The organism is Rhizobium vallis (genome assembly GCF_003985155.1).
In the GTDB taxonomy this organism is placed as follows: domain Bacteria; phylum Pseudomonadota; class Alphaproteobacteria; order Rhizobiales; family Rhizobiaceae; genus Rhizobium; species Rhizobium vallis.
This window is the reverse complement of record NZ_ML133688.1, coordinates 170,540-189,288: the sequence shown is the minus strand read 5'-3', so window position 1 is coordinate 189,288 and position 18,749 is coordinate 170,540. Positions and strand designations below refer to the sequence as shown.

General features: G+C 60.3%; 19 protein-coding genes. 7 read left to right on the top strand and 12 right to left on the bottom strand.

Translation table 11 applies throughout. The features are described 5' to 3' along the window. Positions 1–78 precede the first annotated feature (78 nt). The 5 genes from EFQ99_RS10840 to EFQ99_RS10820 all read right to left on the bottom strand — a co-directional run bounded on the left by EFQ99_RS10840 (position 79) and on the right by EFQ99_RS10820 (position 5,511). Positions 79–1,185: a type 2 periplasmic-binding domain-containing protein gene (locus tag EFQ99_RS10840; RefSeq protein WP_126921037.1), complete on the bottom strand. Its 1,107-nt coding sequence runs from the start codon at positions 1,183–1,185 to the stop codon at positions 79–81. Next, on the bottom strand, positions 1,185–1,802 hold the full coding sequence (locus tag EFQ99_RS10835; RefSeq protein ID WP_126921036.1) for a 5-bromo-4-chloroindolyl phosphate hydrolysis family protein: 618 nt from the start codon (positions 1,800–1,802) through the stop codon (positions 1,185–1,187). The genes EFQ99_RS10840 and EFQ99_RS10835 overlap by 1 nt, the downstream gene beginning before the upstream one ends. 7 nt (positions 1,803–1,809) lie before the next feature. Beyond that, on the bottom strand, positions 1,810–3,396 hold the full coding sequence (locus tag EFQ99_RS10830) for a VWA domain-containing protein (protein ID WP_126921035.1): 1,587 nt from the start codon (positions 3,394–3,396) through the stop codon (positions 1,810–1,812). Then, a complete protein-coding gene (locus EFQ99_RS10825) occupies positions 3,393–4,469 on the bottom strand; it encodes a toxic anion resistance protein (RefSeq protein WP_126921034.1) in 1,077 nt (358 codons plus the stop codon). Before EFQ99_RS10825 ends, EFQ99_RS10830 begins: the two co-directional genes overlap by 4 nt. A gap of 205 nt (positions 4,470–4,674) precedes the next feature. Next, on the bottom strand, positions 4,675–5,511 hold the full coding sequence (locus EFQ99_RS10820; RefSeq protein WP_126921033.1) for a cell envelope integrity EipB family protein: 837 nt from the start codon (positions 5,509–5,511) through the stop codon (positions 4,675–4,677). Between the two features lie 136 nt (positions 5,512–5,647). Between EFQ99_RS10820 and EFQ99_RS10815 the strand changes: the two genes are divergently transcribed. The 4 genes from EFQ99_RS10815 (at position 5,648) to EFQ99_RS10800 (ending at position 8,589) form a co-directional block, all read left to right on the top strand. Then, positions 5,648–6,118, top strand: a complete 471-nt coding sequence (locus EFQ99_RS10815; protein WP_126921032.1) for a RidA family protein — start codon at positions 5,648–5,650, stop codon at positions 6,116–6,118. Continuing rightward, positions 6,115–6,834: a glycerophosphodiester phosphodiesterase gene (locus EFQ99_RS10810; RefSeq protein ID WP_126921031.1), complete on the top strand. Its 720-nt coding sequence runs from the start codon at positions 6,115–6,117 to the stop codon at positions 6,832–6,834. The genes EFQ99_RS10815 and EFQ99_RS10810 overlap by 4 nt, the downstream gene beginning before the upstream one ends. A 79-nt stretch (positions 6,835–6,913) precedes the next feature. Then, positions 6,914–8,104 carry a GNAT family N-acetyltransferase gene (locus EFQ99_RS10805; RefSeq protein ID WP_126921030.1) on the top strand — a complete coding sequence of 397 codons (1,191 nt, stop codon included), beginning with the start codon at positions 6,914–6,916 and terminating at the stop codon, positions 8,102–8,104. A 53-nt stretch (positions 8,105–8,157) separates the two neighbouring features. Next, the gene (locus tag EFQ99_RS10800; protein WP_126921029.1) at positions 8,158–8,589 is read left to right on the top strand and encodes an HIT family protein; all 432 of its coding nucleotides are present in this window, start codon (positions 8,158–8,160) and stop codon (positions 8,587–8,589) included. A gap of 73 nt (positions 8,590–8,662) precedes the next feature. Here EFQ99_RS10800 and clpA read toward each other — a convergent pair whose 3' ends face one another. The 6 genes from clpA to EFQ99_RS10770 form a co-directional block, all read right to left on the bottom strand. After that, complete coding sequence (gene clpA, locus EFQ99_RS10795) at positions 8,663–11,155, bottom strand: ATP-dependent Clp protease ATP-binding subunit ClpA (RefSeq protein ID WP_126921028.1); 2,493 nt, start codon at positions 11,153–11,155, stop codon at positions 8,663–8,665. Between the two features lie 10 nt (positions 11,156–11,165). Continuing rightward, positions 11,166–11,519 (bottom strand): ATP-dependent Clp protease adapter ClpS, encoded by a 354-nt coding sequence (gene clpS / locus EFQ99_RS10790; protein ID WP_008526939.1) that lies wholly within the window; start codon positions 11,517–11,519, stop codon positions 11,166–11,168. Positions 11,520–11,797: 278 nt separating this feature from the next. Next, the gene (locus EFQ99_RS10785; RefSeq protein WP_126921027.1) at positions 11,798–12,169 is read right to left on the bottom strand and encodes a phasin family protein; all 372 of its coding nucleotides are present in this window, start codon (positions 12,167–12,169) and stop codon (positions 11,798–11,800) included. Positions 12,170–12,443: 274 nt separating this feature from the next. Further along, complete coding sequence (locus tag EFQ99_RS10780) at positions 12,444–12,647, bottom strand: DUF3126 family protein (protein WP_008526943.1); 204 nt, start codon at positions 12,645–12,647, stop codon at positions 12,444–12,446. A 139-nt stretch (positions 12,648–12,786) separates the two neighbouring features. Beyond that, positions 12,787–13,620, bottom strand: a complete 834-nt coding sequence (gene cysE / locus EFQ99_RS10775) for a serine O-acetyltransferase (protein ID WP_126921026.1) — start codon at positions 13,618–13,620, stop codon at positions 12,787–12,789. A gap of 140 nt (positions 13,621–13,760) precedes the next feature. Continuing rightward, complete coding sequence (locus EFQ99_RS10770; RefSeq protein ID WP_126921025.1) at positions 13,761–14,546, bottom strand: alpha/beta fold hydrolase; 786 nt, start codon at positions 14,544–14,546, stop codon at positions 13,761–13,763. 166 nt (positions 14,547–14,712) lie between these two features. On the opposite strand from EFQ99_RS10770, the gene EFQ99_RS10765 reads away from it, so the two are divergent. Both EFQ99_RS10765 and EFQ99_RS10760 read left to right on the top strand, forming a co-directional pair. Further along, positions 14,713–14,958 carry a zinc-finger domain-containing protein gene (locus EFQ99_RS10765; protein WP_003539274.1) on the top strand — a complete coding sequence of 82 codons (246 nt, stop codon included), beginning with the start codon at positions 14,713–14,715 and terminating at the stop codon, positions 14,956–14,958. Positions 14,959–14,985: 27 nt separating this feature from the next. Beyond that, positions 14,986–16,140, top strand: coding sequence for an FAD-dependent monooxygenase (locus EFQ99_RS10760; protein ID WP_126921024.1), 1,155 nt, complete (start codon positions 14,986–14,988; stop codon positions 16,138–16,140). Between the two features lie 36 nt (positions 16,141–16,176). On the opposite strand, the gene EFQ99_RS10755 is transcribed toward EFQ99_RS10760, so the two are convergent. Further along, positions 16,177–17,364: a cystathionine beta-lyase gene (locus EFQ99_RS10755; protein ID WP_126921023.1), complete on the bottom strand. Its 1,188-nt coding sequence runs from the start codon at positions 17,362–17,364 to the stop codon at positions 16,177–16,179. A 359-nt stretch (positions 17,365–17,723) separates the two neighbouring features. Between EFQ99_RS10755 and EFQ99_RS10750 the strand changes: the two genes are divergently transcribed. After that, positions 17,724–18,749, top strand: a complete 1,026-nt coding sequence (locus EFQ99_RS10750; RefSeq protein WP_126921022.1) for an amino acid ABC transporter substrate-binding protein — start codon at positions 17,724–17,726, stop codon at positions 18,747–18,749.

Here is an 18,749-nt window from a genome sequence, read left to right as displayed (position 1 = left end):
ACGCAAAAGCAAGGCTCTTGCCGAAAAATCGGCTTTATTCGACCGAGGCAGTGACTGTCCGCTTCCAGGGGATGCGGCTCAGCTTGCCAATGTCGGCAGCAACGACAGCATGACGCCGGCATCGGGCATCGGTAGGATGGCGTCGACCTCGGCGGGCAGCAGGCCCGATACGGCGCCGTCTGTATTTCCGGTGGCGGTCCCGAGCGGACCACGAAACCCATGTCTCGTCCAGGCGAGCTCCTGCAGCCGCGGGCTCACCAGCGCCTCGATCAACCGATTGGCGGTCTCGTCGACGACGATCAGCGGATGCGCGGAATAGACGGTCGGGCGCGGATAGAGCACCACCGGCTTTGCGCCGGCGCTTGCCTTGATGCGGTCCCAGCGCGTGGGATCGGCGAGGATCCATTCGACCAGCTGATTCTCATAGCCGACGATCATCGGCTCGCCGCCGAGACCGCCAGCCAGATACTGGTCGAAAAGCTTGCCGGACGAGGGCGACTTGAATCCCATGTTGCGGAAGATCGCCTGCACCTTGCTTCCGAACGTGGCAAGATCGGCTGATGTCGCGACATTGCCGCTGAAAAGACTGAGCACAAGGCCTGCGAACATGAAGCCGGAATTGGAGCGGTTCGGATCGGTCGAGACGATGCGGGCGCGGCCGTAGAGCGAATTGACGCCGAGCTTCGACCAGTCGGCGCTGGCAAGGATGGCATCCAGCAGCGCCTTGAGGTCGAGCTGGTGATGCCCTTCGTTCGTCACCGTCACCAATCCCGCCTTGATCAGTCCGTCGACGACGGGCTGCCAGGAATAGACGACGATTGGCGTGTTCAGCACGACGCGGTCGTTACGGATGCCGAGGCCATTCTGCCTGGCGATATCGACCATGATCGAGGAGGACGGCCAGAGGAATTGTGGATGCTGCGACAGCAGCGCCTGTTCGCGCACCATCTCCACTGAGCCGGCCACGCGGCTATCCACCGTCAACCCGTATCCGCTGAGCGCCCTGATGACATCCGGGTCGGCCAGGAAGGCTTCCTTCTCCCCGCCGACGAAACCGAACAGTGTCGTGCGGCTGCCGAGCAGGCCCTGCAATTCCGGCCGGTCCCGGACGGCGAAATAACCGCCCGTGCCGGCAACGCCGGCTCCGAGCAATCCCACTCCAAAGGCGCGACGAGAAAGGGCCATCAGCGTCCGATATCCTCTTTGAGCGATGCCTGAATGAGGCGCAGATCGGTGTCGAGCGTGCCAAGCGCCTCGTCGACCAGGCTATCGGCATAGTGGACGAAGGCGTCTTCGAGCTTCACAAGGACAGCGCGGACATCCTCCAACTGCTTGGGGTCGGGAGCACGCTTGGCCTCGATCACGGCGAAACCTTCCGCCACCTCCGCTGCACGCGGCAGATAATAGGAGAGGAACCGCCGCACCGCATTGGCGCTTTCGGGCTTGGCCTCGACCTTGCGAAAGACATCGGCAGCGATTTCGGCAAGGTGGCGGACGGCGGTTGCGGTCTGACGATCGCTTATTGTGTCGGCGGCGGCTTCAAGCCGCTCAGCAAAGGGAGCCGCGGCCTCCAGCAGATCCCGGGCAAAGGCGATACGCCCGCTGCCGATGCTCCTGACATCGAGGCCTTCGAACAGGCGGCGCGGCGCCAGCAGAATAACGAGACCAGCAAAGACCAGAACGGCGATGATGGCAGCGATCCAATAGGGCATGCCGCCGGCAAAGCTCAGCAGGGGCACGGTGATTGCCGCCGCTAGTCCCGCCACGATCCAGTTGCCGTCATTGCCGAGCCAGTTACGCATGCCCGTCCTAATTATAGCCGCGCGCGGTGCGGAAGGCGGCAGCGAGATCCGAACCGCCGTCGAATACGCGCGCCGATGTCTGCTTTGCAAGTGCGTCGAGCTGAGTCTTGTCGGCATCGCCGAACGTGATGCCGAAGATCGGCACATGCGGCTCGGTCGCATTCCATTCGCGCATAAACGCCTGGCTTTGATCGTCGGACTTGCCGTCGGTCATGATGACGATCGCCGGCAAATAAGTCGAGAGCCTGTCGGTTCTGGCGATCTGCTGCAAAGCGCGCTCGGCGCAGGCATACATGTTCGTACCGCCATTTGCCCTCTGCCGGGAAATCTCGTTCAGCAACCCTTCCTGCTCCAGCGGATTTCCGCTCGCCATGAAGGTATTGCGCACGCTGCCATCGAAGGGAATGACGATGATCTGGTCGGCGGGCGACCATTGCACCAGCACCTTGCTCGCCTCGTCTGGGGTCAGCAGGAAGCGCATCGCCTGTTGCAGCTGGTCTTCGCCATTACCCTGCATCGAGCCGGAGAAATCGAGGCAGAGCGCGGTCAGCGACGGCTTGCGCAGCGCGGCCTGATAAAGGGTGAGCGCCTGGCGGATAACGCCCGGCTCCGGCATGCGGATGGCGGTGACGAGCCGGGTGGGATCGAAATTCCAGTTGGGTTCCGGTTTTGCAGCAACGCCCGTCAGCGGAATGCGCCGGCCGGTATCAGCGATGCGCTGCTGCACGGGCGCTGACCTGAGGTAGGCGAGCAGATCGTTGAAGAAGGTCTGAACCTCGGCGCCGCGGCCATGATCGACGAAACCGATCGGTGAATCCGCCATGGCCACGCCATCGGCCGGATAAATCGCGTAAAGCGGTTCCTGCGATAAGGTGGCGAGCTTGTCGTTGGTCTCCTTCAGCACCGCTTCGTAGTTCCACATCGCGTCGTAGACCGTACCCTTGCCGGCGGAATCGACATAGAGATCGGCAAGCCAGCCGGAAGAACCTGAGGAACGCTCTACCCCTGAAAGCAGCGAACGGACGCTCTCCTGGACGTCCTTGTCGTCGAGATCGCCCGGCTCGATCACCGGCTTGTTGCCGAGTGCGCTCGACAGCATGGCGAGATAGGCGCTGGCACCTGAGTTGGATTGCGTCGCCGAGGTCATCAGGAACTTCAGCGATCCGCTTTCGACAGCGGCAAGGATGTCCTTCATGAAGACGTCTTTGCCGATCCAGCCGAGCTGCTGCGCCTTCGACTTGCGCACGCCCAATACGACCGGCGTCTGGGCAATCGAGGTCAGGCTCTTGACCCGGCGCCTGGTGTCGAACATGTCGACCCAGACACCGGAGGCCGGCCAGACCGCATCCTGCTCGACGCCCTGGTCGCTCTGCAGCGCCAGGCCGATATCGAGCGTGCCTTCATATTTGAAAGTGCAGGTGGCGTTCTTCTGCTTGCAGAATTCCTCGACGATCGGCTGTAGAACCGTATTTTCCGATCCCGATACGATCGAGAAATCCGGCCCATGGCCGAAAGGATTGCATCCGGCAAGGGCCAGAGCGGCGAGAAGTGCCAGGCTCGAGAGCAGCGCTCGCTTCGTCGTTGTACCGATCACGCCTGGGTCATCGCCTTCTTGAGTTCTACCGTCATCTGCTCCATCTGACGTTCGGCGAGCGCCCGCTTCTGCCGGCCCTCTTCCTGAACGCGCAGCACGCCCGAGATCGTGTCGATCAGGTCCTTGTTCGCCTTGGCGAGCGTGTCGATATCGACGATGCCGCGCTGCGACTGCTGCTCGATTGATATCGCCTGATCCTTCATCATCTCCGATGCCTGGCGGATCATGTCGTTGGTGGCGTCGGTGACCGCCTTCTGCAGATCGAGCGCCGATTTCTGCCGGGTCAGGCCGAGCAGAATCACCATCTTCTGCTTCCAGGCCGGCACGGTCAGCGCCGAGGTTGCCTGCAAGTTCTCGATCAGTGTCTCGTCGCCTGTCTGGACGATGCGGATCTGCGGCAATTGCTGGATGCCAAGCTGGCGAGCCTGTTGCAGATAGAAAACCCGCTTCTCCAGCCGGTCGAGCGCCTGCAGACTGTCCTGATAGGTCTGCGCTTCCAGCATGCCGCCGCCGGGAGCGGTCGCTGCCGCTTCGGCCACAGCCTTCAGCCTCGGCAGCTCGACGCTACGGAAACGCTCGGCGAAACTCTTGCCGGCCTGCACATAGGCGTCGAGGCGCATAATCGACTGCCTGGTTTCCTCGTGCAGATCGTCGAGCAGCGCGATGTCGCGCCTCAGTGTGTCCTTGTGACGGTCGAGCTCCAGGCCGATCCGGTCGATCTGGCCGGCCACGTCCTCGAATTCCTCCTTGAAGCGTTCGAGCCGAGCCTTGGCGGAGAGGAACATGCGACTGAGGAAACCCTTATCCTGCAGCGATGCCGGATCGAGGCTCTTCGACTTGAGGATGATGTCGGTCAGCAGGCGGCCCACTTCGCCGAGATCCTTGTTGCGGACCTCGCGCAGGATCCTGTCGGCATAATCGCTGACCGTCTGCTGGGCACGGTCGCCATAGACCGAAATGCCGGAGCGGTCGGTGATGCTGATGCTATCGGAAATGCGGGCAATTTCCGCCGGATCGGCGGCGACGACCGGCAGGGCAGCGTTCTGAACAGTCGCGAGGTCAGTATCGGCCATAGGTCGGGCTTTCCAAGCTTGCGGCGCATGATGGTCTTCAAGGCCCATCTTCGCAATAAACTGGCGTGATCGCAATGGCTTGGCAGCAAGGATCGCTGCTCGAAGAGCACGACGACGCGCCGGCGACTCAGCCATCGCTGGTCGCCGAACCATAGTGAATTTTATGATACAGTTTTATGACGGCTGAGAAGCGGCCCTGCGCCGCCTACTTGCAGACCTCGGCCTTGCGGTCGAGCAACTCCAGTTTGGCCAGCTTTCCGGTCAGGACGAAATCGCCGTAATCCATCGTCAGATCGCGGGTGATGCCGTTCTCGTAGAGCTTGAAGGACATACGATAGACGGGCAACGCATCCGATTTCGCGTTCTCATTGAAATAGGCAATGGTTACCGGCCAGAAGGCGGCTTTGGAGAAGGCGCCCGCATTGCCGGCATCGGCCTCCTCGGCAACAGGAATTTCCTGTTTGCCGACGATCGTCGTCGTTACCAACGACTTGTCGCCGTCATCAGAGCCATCGAAGACGCGGGCCTCGAAGAAGCGCTTGCCGTCCTTGGCATTCTGGATCACGTCGAGCATGTGCTCCGTCGGAAAGCGGCTTTCGGCAAGCTGAAGTTCGCGGCTCGCCGGCTGCGTGAGATCGACCTTGACACCATCGGGCTGATCCTGGGCCGCGCCGTTGACCTCCTTGTCGAGCTGTTCGTCGGTGAAGGATTTGGTGTCGAAGGTGAACTTGCCGTCCTTCAGATTTTCGAAGGTCTTCGTCTGCTGGTCGCTGACGCGCACGCTGTCGCCGGTATTGATCTGCGTCACGAAGCGGAAATTGGTGGTGAAGCCCTTGCAGTAGCTGCCGTCGAATTCATAGACCATGCGACCGTACATGCCGGCGATGCCCGAGCGGTCCGAGGCGTCCTTCAGTTCCAGATCATAGACGGCGCGATGGGCGACGAGGCCGGTCGCGATCGCAGCGCTTACCGCGGGCGCAGCCGCCCATGCATTGGCGGAAACGCTGGCGAGAAGCAGAGCGACAAGACCTGATCGGAACATTCATTAACTCCTGTTGGACTCGGTCGCGATGTTATAAGAACGCTTTCGGCCAAATCGAGGCTCGAACCTGTCATATTAAAGATTCTAGTCTTGATGCATAATTTTTGAAGAATTGACAACAAAAGCGGAGACGAAAATGTCCGATGAAATTGCATCACGCCTGACTGAGATGGGGATAACCCTGCCCGAAGCCGCAGCACCTGCTGCAAATTACGTTCCCTATGTCATCAGTGGCAATCTTCTCTACATCTCCGGCCAGCTGCCGCTCGAAGGCGGCAAGGTCGCCGTATCGGGCCATCTCGGCAAAACCGTCGATGTTGCAACGGGCCAACACGGTGCCGAACTCTGCGCCATCAACATCCTTGCCCAGGCGAAGGCGGCTCTTGGCGGCGATCTCAGCCGCATCCGTCGGGTCATCAAGCTGAACGGTTTCGTCGCCTCGGCGCCCGACTTCGTCGAGCAGCATCTCGTCATCAACGGCGCTTCGAACCTGATAGCCGGCGTGCTCGGCGAAGCCGGCAAACATGCGCGTGCTGCCGTCGGCATGGCCGCCCTGCCGCTGAACGCCGCCGTCGAGATCGATGCTATCATGGAAATCGCAGAATGACCAATGTCGACTGGATCAAGGACGTGCCGGTCGCCCATCGCGGCTATCACGACCTCAACAAGCTCGTCTGGGAAAACACGCTTTCGGCCTTTTCGCGCGCCGTCGAAGCGGGCTTCGCGATTGAATGTGACCTGCATTATGCCTCCGACGGCGTGCCGATCATCTTTCACGACGAAGATCTGCAGCGCCTGTGCAATCTCAGCGGCGACATCCGCGAGCGCACCTCCAGGGAGCTCGGGCTGATCGCCATCGGCGGCACCAGCGACAAGGTGCCGACGCTGCGCCAACTCCTCGACTTCGTGAAAGGCAAAGTGCCGCTGGTGCTGGAGCTCAAGGGCCGCGAGGCCGATGACGAGGGTTTTGCCGAAGCCGTGCTCGAGGTGCTTCAGGGTTATGAGGGCAAGGTGGCGCTGATGAGCTTCGACCATTGGCTGCTGCGCGACCTGAAGGCGCTCGGCTCACCCTACCCGCTCGGACTGACTGCCAACGGCAACACGCCGGAGGAGTTCGAGACCCATGCGAAAGCGATGGAGATCGGCCTCGATTTCATCTCCTATTATTATGATGAGCTGCCGAATGCCTTCATCACAGGCGAACGCGAAAAGGGCCTTCCCGTGATCACCTGGACGGTGCGTGACGAAGAAGCGCGCCAGCGTACATTCGCAAACGCCGACCAGATGACCTTCGAAGGCTTCGATCCGCGCGTAGCGGTTTGACACTCGCTTTTTGGCCAAGATCATGCGCAGACTGAGGTAGAGCCAAACCGTCCCTCCCCACAGGCTTCGCATTTGCTCCATGACCGATGAACTATCCATTCGCGTAGAACGCTCCTTCACCGCGATTTCCCCGGAGAGCTGGTCCAGGCTTTCCGGGGCATCGAAGGCCTGCAGCACGCTTGCCTACAACCCCTTCGTTTCGCACGCTTTTTTATCGTCGCTGGAGGAATCCGGCTCGGCGACGGCCGAAACCGGCTGGCTCGGCCATCACCTGCTGCTCGAAACCGATCGCGGCGAATTGATCGGCGCCCTGCCCGGTTACCTCAAGAACCACAGCCAGGGCGAATATGTCTTCGACCATGGCTGGGCCGACGCCTTCGAACGGGCGGGCGGAAGCTATTACCCCAAGCTGCAGTGCTCGATCCCGTTCACCCCGGCGACCGGTCCGCGTCTTCTTGTCGCCGAGGGGCTGCAGCGGCTGCCGATCCAGAATGCGATCGCCGAAAGCCTGAAGGAGGTCGTGCGCCGGCTCGGCATATCCTCGGCCCATATCACCTTCGTGCCAGATGAGGAGATCGGCGTCTTCGAGATGGACGGCTATCTGCACCGCACCGACCAGCAATTCCATTTCATCAATGACGGCTATGCCAATCACGAGGAGTTTCTCGAAACGCTCGCCTCGCGCAAACGCAAGGCATTGCGCAAAGAGCGCCGCACCGCCCTCGAAAACGGCATCACCATCGATTGGCTGACCGGCAGCGACCTGACGGAGCGCATCTGGGACCAGTTCTTCAAATTCTACATGGATACTGGCGGCCGCAAATGGGGCCGGCCCTACCTCACTCGGAAGTTCTACTCGCTGATCGGCGAACGCATGGCGGACGACATCCTGCTCGTCATGGCCAAGCGTGACGGGCGCTATATCGCCGGCGCGATCAACTTCATCGGCGACGACACGCTTTATGGCCGGCATTGGGGCTGTATCGAGGATCACCCCTTTCTGCATTTCGAGGTCTGCTATCACCAGGCGATCGACTTCGCCCTTTCGAAGGGATTGAAACGGGTCGAGGCTGGCGCGCAGGGCGAACATAAGCTCGCCCGCGGCTATCTGCCCGTGACGACGCATTCCGCCCACTATGTCGCCCATGCCGGCCTTCGCCGGGCGATCGGCGACTATCTCGCGCGCGAGCGCGCCGATGTCGAACAGATGAGCGAGCTGCTGAGCGAGCATAGTCCGTTCCGCAAAGGCGAGCGTCAGCAGGAGGATTGACGCCGCCCCGCCGGCCGCGCTACCCGATCAACAGGAACTAAGGAGACTTCGCGATGACCCGCCCGGCAGCCTATGACGACAACAATATTTTCGCCAAGATCCTGCGCGGCGAAATTCCCTCGCACCGCGTCTACGAGGACCAGCATACGGTCGCCTTCATGGATGTGATGCCGCAGGCGCCAGGCCACGTGCTTGTCGTTCCCAAAGCGGCTTCCCGCAACATCCTCGATGCCGATCCCACCACCCTCACCCATGCCATCACCGTCGTCCAGAAGGTCGCCCAGGCGCTCGAGGACGTCTTCGACGCCGATGGCGTGTTCATCGCCCAGTTCAACGAACCGGCCGCGGGGCAAACGGTGTTTCATCTGCATTTCCACATCATCCCCCGCCATGAGGGCGTGGCGCTCAAGCCGCATTCCGGCAAGATGGAGGATGGCGCCGTGCTTGCCGCCAATGCCGAAAAGATCAGGGCAGCGCTGGCATAAGACTGGTTTTGCTGATGCCCCAAATCAAAAAAGGCCGCTGTTGAGCGGCCTTTTCCAATGTGGTGACGAGATCTCACTTCTTGCGCGGAACCTTCGGAACCGTGCTTCCCTTTTTCGGAGCGTCGCGGACCTCTGGCTCGGCCTGCGGGATCGTCTTGGCGCGGCTCTTGGGAGCTGTCTTCGTCTTCAGTTCGCCATCGCCTTGGTCGTCGGCTTCGGGATGCACAACTTCGGCCTCCGGCTTCGGCTTGATCGGCGCCGTATCCGGAATGGCTTCCAGCATGATGCCCGGCTTGCCGTCTTCCTTCGGGCCGACGGTGACGTTGACAACGCCGCCCTTCTTCAGCTTGCCGAAGAGGATTTCGTTGGCAAGCGGCTTCTTGATCGTGTCCTGGATGACGCGGGCAAGCGGGCGGGCACCCATCTTCTCGTCGTAACCCTTTTCCGCCAGCCAGGCGATCGCGTCCTCATGCAGGTCGAAGGTGACGTTCCTTTCGGAAAGCTGAGCCTCCAGCTGCATGATGAACTTCTGCACGACCTTGTGGATGACAGCCGTCGGCAGCGCCGCGAAGGGAATGATCGCGTCGAGACGGTTGCGGAACTCCGGCGTGAACAGACGGGTCAGCGCCTCCTCGTCCTCGCCGGTGCGCTTGGACGAGCCGAAGCCGATCGCGGCCTTGGCCATTTCCGAAGCGCCCGCATTGGTCGTCATGATCAGGATGACGTTGCGGAAGTCGATCTTCTTGCCGTTATGGTCGGTCAGCGTGCCGTGGTCCATGACCTGCAGCAGGATATTGTAGATATCGGGATGCGCCTTCTCGATTTCGTCGAGCAGGACCACGCAATGCGGGTGCTGGTCGACGCCATCGGTCAGAAGACCGCCCTGATCGAAACCGACATAGCCGGGAGGTGCACCGAGCAGGCGCGAAACCGTGTGCCGCTCCATGTATTCGGACATGTCGAAGCGCAGAAGCTCGACGCCGAGCGACGACGCCAGCTGCTTTGCGACCTCGGTCTTGCCGACGCCGGTCGGACCGGAGAAGACATAGGAGCCGATCGGCTTGTTCGGTTCACGAAGGCCTGCACGCGCCAGCTTGATCGAGGTCGACAGGGCTTCGATCGCGATATCCTGACCGTAGACGACCGAACGCAGTTCCTGCTCGAGATTGGCAAGCACCGCCTCATCGTCCTTGGAGACAGTCTTCGGCGGAATACGGGCCATCGTGGCAATCGTCGCCTCGATTTCCTTTTCGGTGATCAGCTTGCGGCGCTTCGACGGCGGCAGCAACATCTGGGCCGCACCCGTTTCGTCGATCACGTCGATCGCCTTGTCGGGCAGCTTGCGGTCGGAGATATAGCGGGCCGACAGCTCGACGGCCGATTTGATGGCGTCGTTCGAGTAGCGCAGGTGGTGGTACTCTTCGAAATAGGGCTTCAGCCCCTTCATGATCTCGATGGCGTCATCGATCGACGGTTCGCTGACGTCGATCTTCTGGAAACGACGGACCAGCGCCCGATCCTTTTCGAAGAACTGGCGGTATTCCTTGTAAGTGGTCGAACCGATGCAGCGGATCGCGCCCGATGACAGGGCCGGCTTCAAAAGGTTCGATGCATCCATCGCGCCGCCCGACGTGGCGCCCGCGCCGATCACCGTATGGATTTCGTCGATGAAGAGCACGGCGCCCGGATATTCTTCCAGTTCCTTGACGACCTGCTTCAGGCGTTCCTCGAAATCGCCGCGGTAGCGTGTGCCGGCGAGCAGTGTGCCCATGTCGAGCGAGAAGATCGTCGCATCGGCGAGCGCTTCGGGAACCTTGCCCTCGACGATACGCTTGGCAAGGCCTTCGGCGATCGCCGTCTTGCCGACGCCGGGATCACCGACATAGAGCGGATTGTTCTTCGAACGGCGGCACAGGATCTGGATGGTGCGGCTCACCTCGGCGTGACGGCCGATCAGCGGGTCGATCTTGCCGCCCTTGGCCTTCTCGTTGAGATTGACGCAATAGGCCTTGAGCGCATCCTGCTGCTTCTTGGGGCCGCCCTCTTCCTCGCCGCCGCGTGCCGTGGGCTTGCTGCTTTCGGCTTCGTCCTCGGCGCCACGCGGAGGCCGAGCCTCCGAAGCGCCCGGCCGCTTGCCGATGCCGTGGGAGATATAGTTGACGGCATCGTAGCGGGTCATCTCCTGCTCCTGCAGGAAATAGGCAGCATGGCTTTCGCGCTCAGCGAAGATCGCGACGAGCACGTTGGCGCCGGTCACTTCCTCGCGGCCGGAAGACTGCACGTGGATGACCGCGCGCTGGATCACGCGCTGGAAGCCGGAGGTCGGCTTGGAATCCTCGTCATATCCGGTAATCAGGTTGGAAAGTTCGTTATCGACATACTCGACGAGCGTCTTGCGGAGCGCGTCGAGATCGACATTGCAGGCACCCATGACCGCGGCCGCATCGGCATCGTCGATCAGGGCGAGCAGCAGATGCTCGAGCGTGGCATATTCGTGGTGCCGCTCGTTGGCAAAGGTCAGTGCCTGATGGAGCGCCTTCTCTAAACTAGGCGAAAATGTTGGCACGTTCAGATCCTCACTTCTTTTCCATGACGCATTGCAGCGGATGCTGGTGCTGCCGGGCAAAGTCCATCACCTGGCTGACCTTCGTTTCCGCTACCTCGTATGTGAATATTCCGCATTCCCCGACGCCGTGGTTGTGGACATGGAGCATGATGCGGGTGGCACTTTCACGATCCTTCTGAAAAAAACGCTCCAGAATATGAATGACGAATTCCATGGGTGTGTAGTCGTCATTCAAAAGCAGCACGCGATAGAGGTTTGGCTTCTTGGTCTTCGGCTTCGTGCGTGTAATGACCGAGGTTCCGCGATTTCCGTTGTCCCCGTTCCTTTCGCTGTCGTTCTGCATCCGGATCGGCTTTGCGATCATTGTCATTCATTCCTCGATCAATCCGACGGAGCATGGGAGGGTGCTTTTCCCGCCGAATATCTGAAACACTAACTTAGTTCATAATAGGCCGATTTTAAGCCCCCTGTCAGACACTGCAATCAAGAAATGCCGGCATGCACGGGAAAGACTAAAAAAGTCCCCGGTCGATCCATGCGGTCGCTGCAGTGAAAGTGGAAACAAAAAAATACCGGCTACAAATGCGTAGCCGGTCCTGGTTTTTCAATATGTAGCGCAGGTTGCGCTAATTCGATGTTACTTCAAGCGGCAGCAGGCGTCGCCGGCTGCGGCGACTTCGGTGTCTTCACGGCTGCAGTAACAATCGGCGCCTCATAGGACTTGTAAGCGAACTTGGCGAGATCGGCATACATTTCGCCGAGCTTTGTCGTTTCGGAGACGAAGCTCTCATAGGCGGATTTGACATAGCTGGTCTGGAGTTCGAAAGCGGCCTCGAAGCTCTTGGCGCCGGCCAGCGTTTCGAAATGCGTCACCGCGTCCTGGAAGGATTTCTTCGAGTAATCAGCTGCTTCGGCAGCAATCGCCTGAAAGCCCTTGGCCGTGTCAGAATAGGTTTTCAGCGCCGTGTCGACGGCTTCCTTGCTCTTCTTGTTGGCATCGTCAAAGTTGAACATGGCCGTCCTCCGTTGGGGCTGTTGGTGGCGGCAGGGTAGCTGCAATGCACAAATAGTCAAGTAGTCTTGTGCGCCGCAAAACATCTACTGGTTGCATTACAATTAGATAACAAAGCATGCGCGCCGGGGCACGTACGTCTTTAATTGATTTTGCTAATATATATCACAATGACGCAACCGGAAGCTTTAAATAAATTTTCGCTCAAGCAGCAGAAAAACAAAAAAAGACCGGGCGGATTGCGCCGCCCGGTCCTCTTGAAGCTTTCGAATGCGATCAAAGATCGACGTCGAGGATCGCCATCGAAAAGTTGTAGGAGCGGTCACCGTCCTCGTCATCGACATAGACGACGCCCAGAAATTCTTCGCCGAGATAAACTTCCGCAGAATCGTTCTTGCGCGGACGCGCCTTGACGACGATCTGCGGGTTGAGCGTACGTTTGAAATAGGCGTCGAGCTTCTTGATTTCTTCAGGCTTCACTCTGTCATCTCCGTAAGCGGTCTTGATTGGCCGCTTCTTGCACAGGAAAAGCAGCGGTGTAAAGGCAAGGTTGCCACTTGGCGTGGCCTGTCCCCGCCCCGTTCCTGCCGACCTTTCCTATCCTATACCTAACAAGCGCTCAGATATCGGCGCCGATTACCTGGTCCATATTGCGCGACGGCTCGGAACAACCAGCCTCCCCGACAACTTTCGCCGGAACGCCCGCGACCGTCTTCTTGGGCGGCACCGCCTTCAGGACGACGGACCCGGCGGCGACGCGCGAGCAGTAGCCGATCTCGATATTGCCGAGGATCTTCGCGCCGGCGCCGATCATGACGCCGCTGCCGATCTTCGGATGGCGGTCGGCGCCCTCCTTGCCGGTGCCGCCAAGCGTGACGCCGTGCAGGATCGAGACATTGTCGCCGATAACGGCCGTCTCGCCGACGACGAGGCCGGTGGCATGATCAAGGAAGATGCCTTTGCCGATGCGGGCGGCCGGATTGATGTCGGTCTGGAAAACGCTGGAGGAGCGGCTCTGCAGATAGAGGGCAAAATCACGCCGTCCGCGGTTCAGCAGCCAATGAGCCAGACGGTGCGTCTGCAGCGCGTGGAAGCCCTTGAAATAAAGCACGGCCTCCATGAAACGCAGGCACGCGGGATCGCGATCGTAAATGGCCTGGATATCGACACGCAGGATGGAGCTCCAGTCCGGCCAATCGCGAAGCATTTCCTCGAAGGTCTGGCGAAGCAGGTTCGCCTGCATATCGGGATGATCGAGACGCTCGCAGATGCGGTGGATGACGCACTCCTCGAGCGAAGGGTAGTTGATCACCGTCGAGTAGAGAAAGGCGGCGAGGACGGGGTCTCGTTCGGCCGCGACCCGGGCTTCCTCGCGCAGGCTGTCCCAGATGGGATCCATCACCTTCACGGGATGGCCTGTCTCAAAAGCGCGAATATCTGTCTTCGCGACCATCGCCGCTCTCCTCGTTGCCAACAGGAATGCCGTTTTCGGAATGCCGATATATAGAGGAAAACGCCAATAACATAAATGGGTGCCGTCGCCATGGTTTTTTAGCATGGTTTTTCGACATCACGATCATGTCACCGACGATGTCACCGCTCGGCGACCCTCGCATAGAAGGCCAGCACCGCCTGCTTGAAGACCTTGTCGCCGACGGCAAGCATATGATCGCGGCCCGGAATATCCAGCGCTTCGGCGTTGGGCATCAGCGCCGCCAATTCCTGCGGCGAGCCGGCAATATCGTCCTTGGTGCCGACACCGATCAGCGTCGGCATGTCGAGCTTGCCCATATCCGAGCGGGCGACGAGATCGCGCGAGCCACGGATGCACTCGGCAAGGGCGACGCGGTCGCTCTTCGTCTGGTCGGCGAAAGCGCGGAACATCCGGCCTCGGGCATGCGTCACAAGGTCGAGCGAAGGAGCAAGCAGGGCATCGGCAATCGGATCCCAGTCGCCAACGCCGTCGGTCATGCCGATGCCGAGACCGCCGAGCACCAGTGAGCGAACGCGATGCGGATTGGCGAGTGCAGCAAAGACGGAAATGCGGGCGCCCATCGAATAGCCCATGACATTGGCTTCCGGGATGCCGAGATGGTCGAGCAGCGCAATCGCATCGCCGGCCATCACCCATGGACGATAGGCTTCGGCATCATGTGGCTTGTCGCTTGCGCCGTGGCCGCGATTGTCGATGGCGATCACCCGGTAGCCGGCATCACCCAGGGTCTTAAGCCAGCCCGGGTGCACCCAGTTGACACTAGCGGTCGAGGCAAAGCCATGGATCAACAGCACCGGCACACCGGACGGATCGCCCTCGTCGAAAAAAGCAAGCCGCAATCCTTCATGGGTGAAGCTTGAAAATGCGGGCGTATTCAGGTTCATCGCGTCTTCCTTCAGGGCCTTTTCGGCGCGACCATAATTGAGCCGCTTGTCAGCGTGAAGCCAAAAACTGTGGCTAAAAACTGTGCCTGGCGCGGCGCTTTGGCTCTACACATTTGCGGCGAAGGCTTATAAGGTCGCGCACGTTTCAAAGCATTCGGAGAGCAACATGGCCGGCCACAACATTCCCCACTTCCAGAACGACGGCGGTCACCGCGTCATCGAAGTCGGCGTCAAGGAATTCATGTGCACCGGCGCTTCGGCTCCCTTCGATCATCCGCATATCTTCATCGATATGGGCGACGATAACGAGAAGGTCTGTTCTTACTGCTCGACTCTCTATCGCTTCAATTCCGCGCTCAAGCCCAGCCAGACCAATCCGGCCGGTTGCGTTTTCCACGTGAAGGCGGCCTGACCCGTCCCGATCAGGATCGGAAGGACAATGCCGGTCGAACACGCCGCCATCATTGGCGCCGGGATATCAGGGCTGACGGCTGCCCTTTCACTTTCGCGACGCGGGATCAGCTCGGAAATCTTTGAGCAGGCGGGCAAACTCACCGAAGTTGGCGCCGGATTGCAGGTGTCGCCGAACGCCTCGCGCATCCTTGCCGAACTCGGTATCCTGGAAGGGCTTTCGAAAGTCTGGCTGGAACCGGACGCGATCCGGTTGATATCGGGCAGTTCGCTCCGCCAACTCGCAGCCGTCCCGGCAGGAAGTTTCGCGCACGAGCGCTGGGGCGCTCCCTACGGCGTCCTGCATCGCACCACATTGCAGAAGGCCCTTCTGGCCGCCGTCGAGGCCGATCCGCTCTGCCGGCTTCATCTCGGCGTGCGGATGAAATCCAGCCTTCCGCCTTTCGAGCAGCCGGCCGATCTTGTCATCGGCGCGGACGGCGTGTGGTCAAAGCTCCGTCCATCCGTTCCCGGCAGCCCCTGGCCGCGCTTTTCCGGCAATGTCGCCTATCGCTTCACTATTGACGAAGATGAGGCGCCCGGTTTTCTCGACCGGACAAGCGTGTCCGCTTTCCTCGGCGGGGCGGCGCATCTCGTCTGCTACCCCCTGAAAGAGACCCGCAGCTTCAACATGGTGGCGATCACCGCCGGCAACATTGCGTCGCAGGCCTGGCAAAGCGTGCCGACGGCCGAGCAGCGCGCACAATTGCGGGCGCGCCTTTCCGGCTGGAACGCAGCAATCCTCTCACTGTTCGAAACACAGGAGAATTTGACTTTCTGGCCGCTGTTCGAGACCACGTCGGGCGCGTGGCAGGACGGCCGCAAGACGGTTCTGATCGGTGACGCCGCGCATGCGATGATGCCCTTTGCCGCGCAGGGAGCGGCCATGGCGATCGAAGACGCTTACGAGCTTGCCGCATTTCTATCGAACCGTCCCGTGGCCGAAGCGCTGGTGCTCTTCGAGAAGCACCGCGCACCGCGCATTGCAAGACTTCGCCAGCGCGGCGCCTTCAACCGGTTCGCCTATCATGCGAAGGGACCAATCCGGATCGGCCGCGATCTCGTGCTCGGCCTCAAGCCACCGCAAAGCCTCGCGGCGGATCTCGACTGGATCTACGGCTATCGGGCGCTGCACCTGCCGTAAGGCATCGCTAGCAGCGGCAACACCCTACCCGCCCGCTTAGACCGCGCTTGCGGCGGCAAAACCCCGTTCGATATCGGCCTTCAGGTCGGCCACATCCTCTATGCCGATCTGCAAGCGGATGACCGGGCCGTCGGTCGGGGCTTTGGCGACCGTGCGATCTTTAAGATTCGCATGCAGGGCAAGGCTTTCAAAGCCGCCCCAGGAATAGCCGAGACCGAAAATCCGAAGCGCATCAAGGAAAGCATGCGCCTTTGCCTTGGACTTCTCGGGACTTGCAGCAAGCACGAAGGAGAAGATGCCGCTGGCGCCCTTGAAATCGCGCTTCCAGATATGATGAGAGGGGAAACTCGGCAGGGCCGGGTGCAGTACGCGGGCGACATCCTCCCTGCCCTCCAGCCATTGCGCAATCGCCAGCGCGCTTTCGTAATGCCGCTCGAGGCGCAGGCCCATGGTGCGCAGTCCTCGCAGAATCTGGTAGGCATCGTCAGGCGCGCCGCAAATGCCGAGCGCACCGTTCGTTTCCTTCAGTCGCTGCCAGTGCTCGGCATTGGCCGACACCGTTCCGAGCAGGATATCGGAATGACCGGACGGATATTTCGTCGACGCGTGAATGGAAATGTCGACTCCGTGATCGAGTGGCCTGAAATAGAGCGGCGTCGCCCAGGTATTGTCCATCATGACGATGGCGCCGCGACGGTGGGCAATCGCAGAGATCGCCGGGATATCCTGCATTTCGAAGGTATTGGAACCGGGAGCCTCGGTATGGACGATCTTCGTGTTCGGTCGGAACAGCGCCTCGATTCCGGCGCCGATCGCCGGATCGTAATATTCCACCTCGACGCCGAGGCGCTTCAGCATCGTGTCGCAGAAATGGCGCGTCGGGCCGTAAACCGAATCGACGACGAGCGCATGATCGCCAGCGGCGACGAAACCCAGGAACGGAATGGTGACGGCCGCGAGCCCCGAGGGCACGAGGATCGTGCCGGCCGAACCTTCGAGCGCATCAATCGCCTCGCAGAGCGCATCGGTCGTCGGTGTGCCACGCGTCCCGTAGGTGTATTTCTGTGCATGCGTCTCCATCGTCCGCGCATTCGGAAACAGCACTGTCGACGCATGCACGACCGGCGGATTGACGAAGCCATGATAATCGAACGGGTCATTGCCGATATGGGTCAGGCGGGTGTTGATGCCGGCATTCTGCAGCAAGCTGTCTTTGTCTTTCATGTCGGAAATAGCCTTTGGCGAAGGGTCGCGGAACCAAACCTTTGGACGCCCCGCCGTTTCCGGTCAACCCCTTGAAGCCTGGTTGCCGATGACGTTGGGAACGACGGATTTTTCGAATTTCGCGTTATTTTTCCGCAACCGGACGCCTATTTCATAGCCAACCGCCCAGGAATGCGGCCCAATCTGTCAAAATTCTGAATTTTGCCGCAATTATTGATGGCGACACTTGACCATAGTGACATTTGCGACTGTGATAGACCCACTCGCGCCGGGAGGGTGTCGAGGGACATGGGGGCGGCAGGTTTTTCCGCCGGAACTCCCCACAAGAAAATATAAGACAACGGAAAAGGTTGGGAAAAATGAAGAACACGCTTCTGTCCGCCGCTCTCGGCGCAGCAGTTTTGGCACTTGGCGCCTCGGCCGCCTCGGCCACCACTCTCGGAGACGTAAAGGCAAAGGGTTTCATTCAGTGCGGCGTCAATACCGGTCTTGCCGGCTTTGCCGCGCCTGACGCTTCCGGCAATTGGGCCGGCTTCGATGTGGATTTCTGCAAGGCTGTCGCTTCGGCTGTCTTCGGCGACCCCACCAAGGTGAAGTTCACCCCCCTCAGCGCCGCCAATCGATTCCCGGCCCTTCAGTCCGGTGAAATCGACCTGCTCGCCCGTAATACGACCTGGTCGATCAACCGCGATACGGCACTCGGTCTGAACTTCCGTTTCGTCAACTACTATGACGGCCAGGGGTTCATGGTCCGCAAGAGCCTGAACGTGAAGTCGGCACTGGAGCTCTCCGGCGCGTCCGTGTGCGTCCAGTCGGGCACGACCACCGAGCTCAACCTCGCCGACTACTTCAAGGCAAACAACCTTCAGTACAATCCGGTCGTCTTCGAAAAGCTGGACGAGGTCAATGCCGCTTATGATGCCGGCCGTTGCGACGTCTACACGACCGACCAGTCCGGCCTCTATTCGCTGCGCCTGACGCTGAAGAACCCGGACGAACATACGATCCTGCCGGAAATCATCTCCAAGGAACCGCTCGCCCCGGCCGTTCGCCAGGGTGACGACCAGTGGTTCGATATCGTCAGCTGGGTTGGCTATGCCATGATCAATGCTGAAGAATTCGGCATCACTCAGGCAAATGTCGACGACATGAAGAACTCGCCGAACCCCGATATCAAGCGCTTCCTCGGCGTCGAGGCTGATACCAAGATCGGCACCGATCTCGGCCTGACCAACGAGTGGGCCTACAACGTCGTCAAGAACGTCGGCAATTACGGCGAAGTCTTCGAGCGCAATATTGGCCAGGGAAGCCCGCTCAAGATCGCTCGCGGCCTCAACGCCCTGTGGAACAAGGGTGGCATCCAGTACGCTCCGCCGGTTCGCTGA

Bases quoted from the DNA above. Each gene is read 5' to 3' on its own strand.
- EFQ99_RS10840 (WP_126921037.1), bottom strand. From the start codon at position 1,185: ATGGCCCTTTCTCGTCGCGCCTTTGGAGTGGGATTGCTCGGAGCCGGC.
- EFQ99_RS10835 (WP_126921036.1), bottom strand. From the start codon at position 1,802: ATGCGTAACTGGCTCGGCAATGACGGCAACTGGATCGTGGCGGGACTA.
- EFQ99_RS10825 (WP_126921034.1), bottom strand. From the start codon at position 4,469: ATGGCCGATACTGACCTCGCGACTGTTCAGAACGCTGCCCTGCCGGTC.
- EFQ99_RS10820 (WP_126921033.1), bottom strand. From the start codon at position 5,511: ATGTTCCGATCAGGTCTTGTCGCTCTGCTTCTCGCCAGCGTTTCCGCC.
- EFQ99_RS10815 (WP_126921032.1), top strand. From the start codon at position 5,648: ATGTCCGATGAAATTGCATCACGCCTGACTGAGATGGGGATAACCCTG.
- EFQ99_RS10810 (WP_126921031.1), top strand. From the start codon at position 6,115: ATGACCAATGTCGACTGGATCAAGGACGTGCCGGTCGCCCATCGCGGC.
- EFQ99_RS10805 (WP_126921030.1), top strand. From the start codon at position 6,914: ATGACCGATGAACTATCCATTCGCGTAGAACGCTCCTTCACCGCGATT.
- EFQ99_RS10800 (WP_126921029.1), top strand. From the start codon at position 8,158: ATGACCCGCCCGGCAGCCTATGACGACAACAATATTTTCGCCAAGATC.
- clpS (WP_008526939.1), bottom strand. From the start codon at position 11,519: ATGATCGCAAAGCCGATCCGGATGCAGAACGACAGCGAAAGGAACGGG.
- EFQ99_RS10785 (WP_126921027.1), bottom strand. From the start codon at position 12,169: ATGTTCAACTTTGACGATGCCAACAAGAAGAGCAAGGAAGCCGTCGAC.
- cysE (WP_126921026.1), bottom strand. From the start codon at position 13,620: ATGGTCGCGAAGACAGATATTCGCGCTTTTGAGACAGGCCATCCCGTG.
- EFQ99_RS10770 (WP_126921025.1), bottom strand. From the start codon at position 14,546: ATGAACCTGAATACGCCCGCATTTTCAAGCTTCACCCATGAAGGATTG.
- EFQ99_RS10765 (WP_003539274.1), top strand. From the start codon at position 14,713: ATGGCCGGCCACAACATTCCCCACTTCCAGAACGACGGCGGTCACCGC.
- EFQ99_RS10760 (WP_126921024.1), top strand. From the start codon at position 14,986: ATGCCGGTCGAACACGCCGCCATCATTGGCGCCGGGATATCAGGGCTG.
- EFQ99_RS10755 (WP_126921023.1), bottom strand. From the start codon at position 17,364: ATGAAAGACAAAGACAGCTTGCTGCAGAATGCCGGCATCAACACCCGC.
- EFQ99_RS10750 (WP_126921022.1), top strand. From the start codon at position 17,724: ATGAAGAACACGCTTCTGTCCGCCGCTCTCGGCGCAGCAGTTTTGGCA.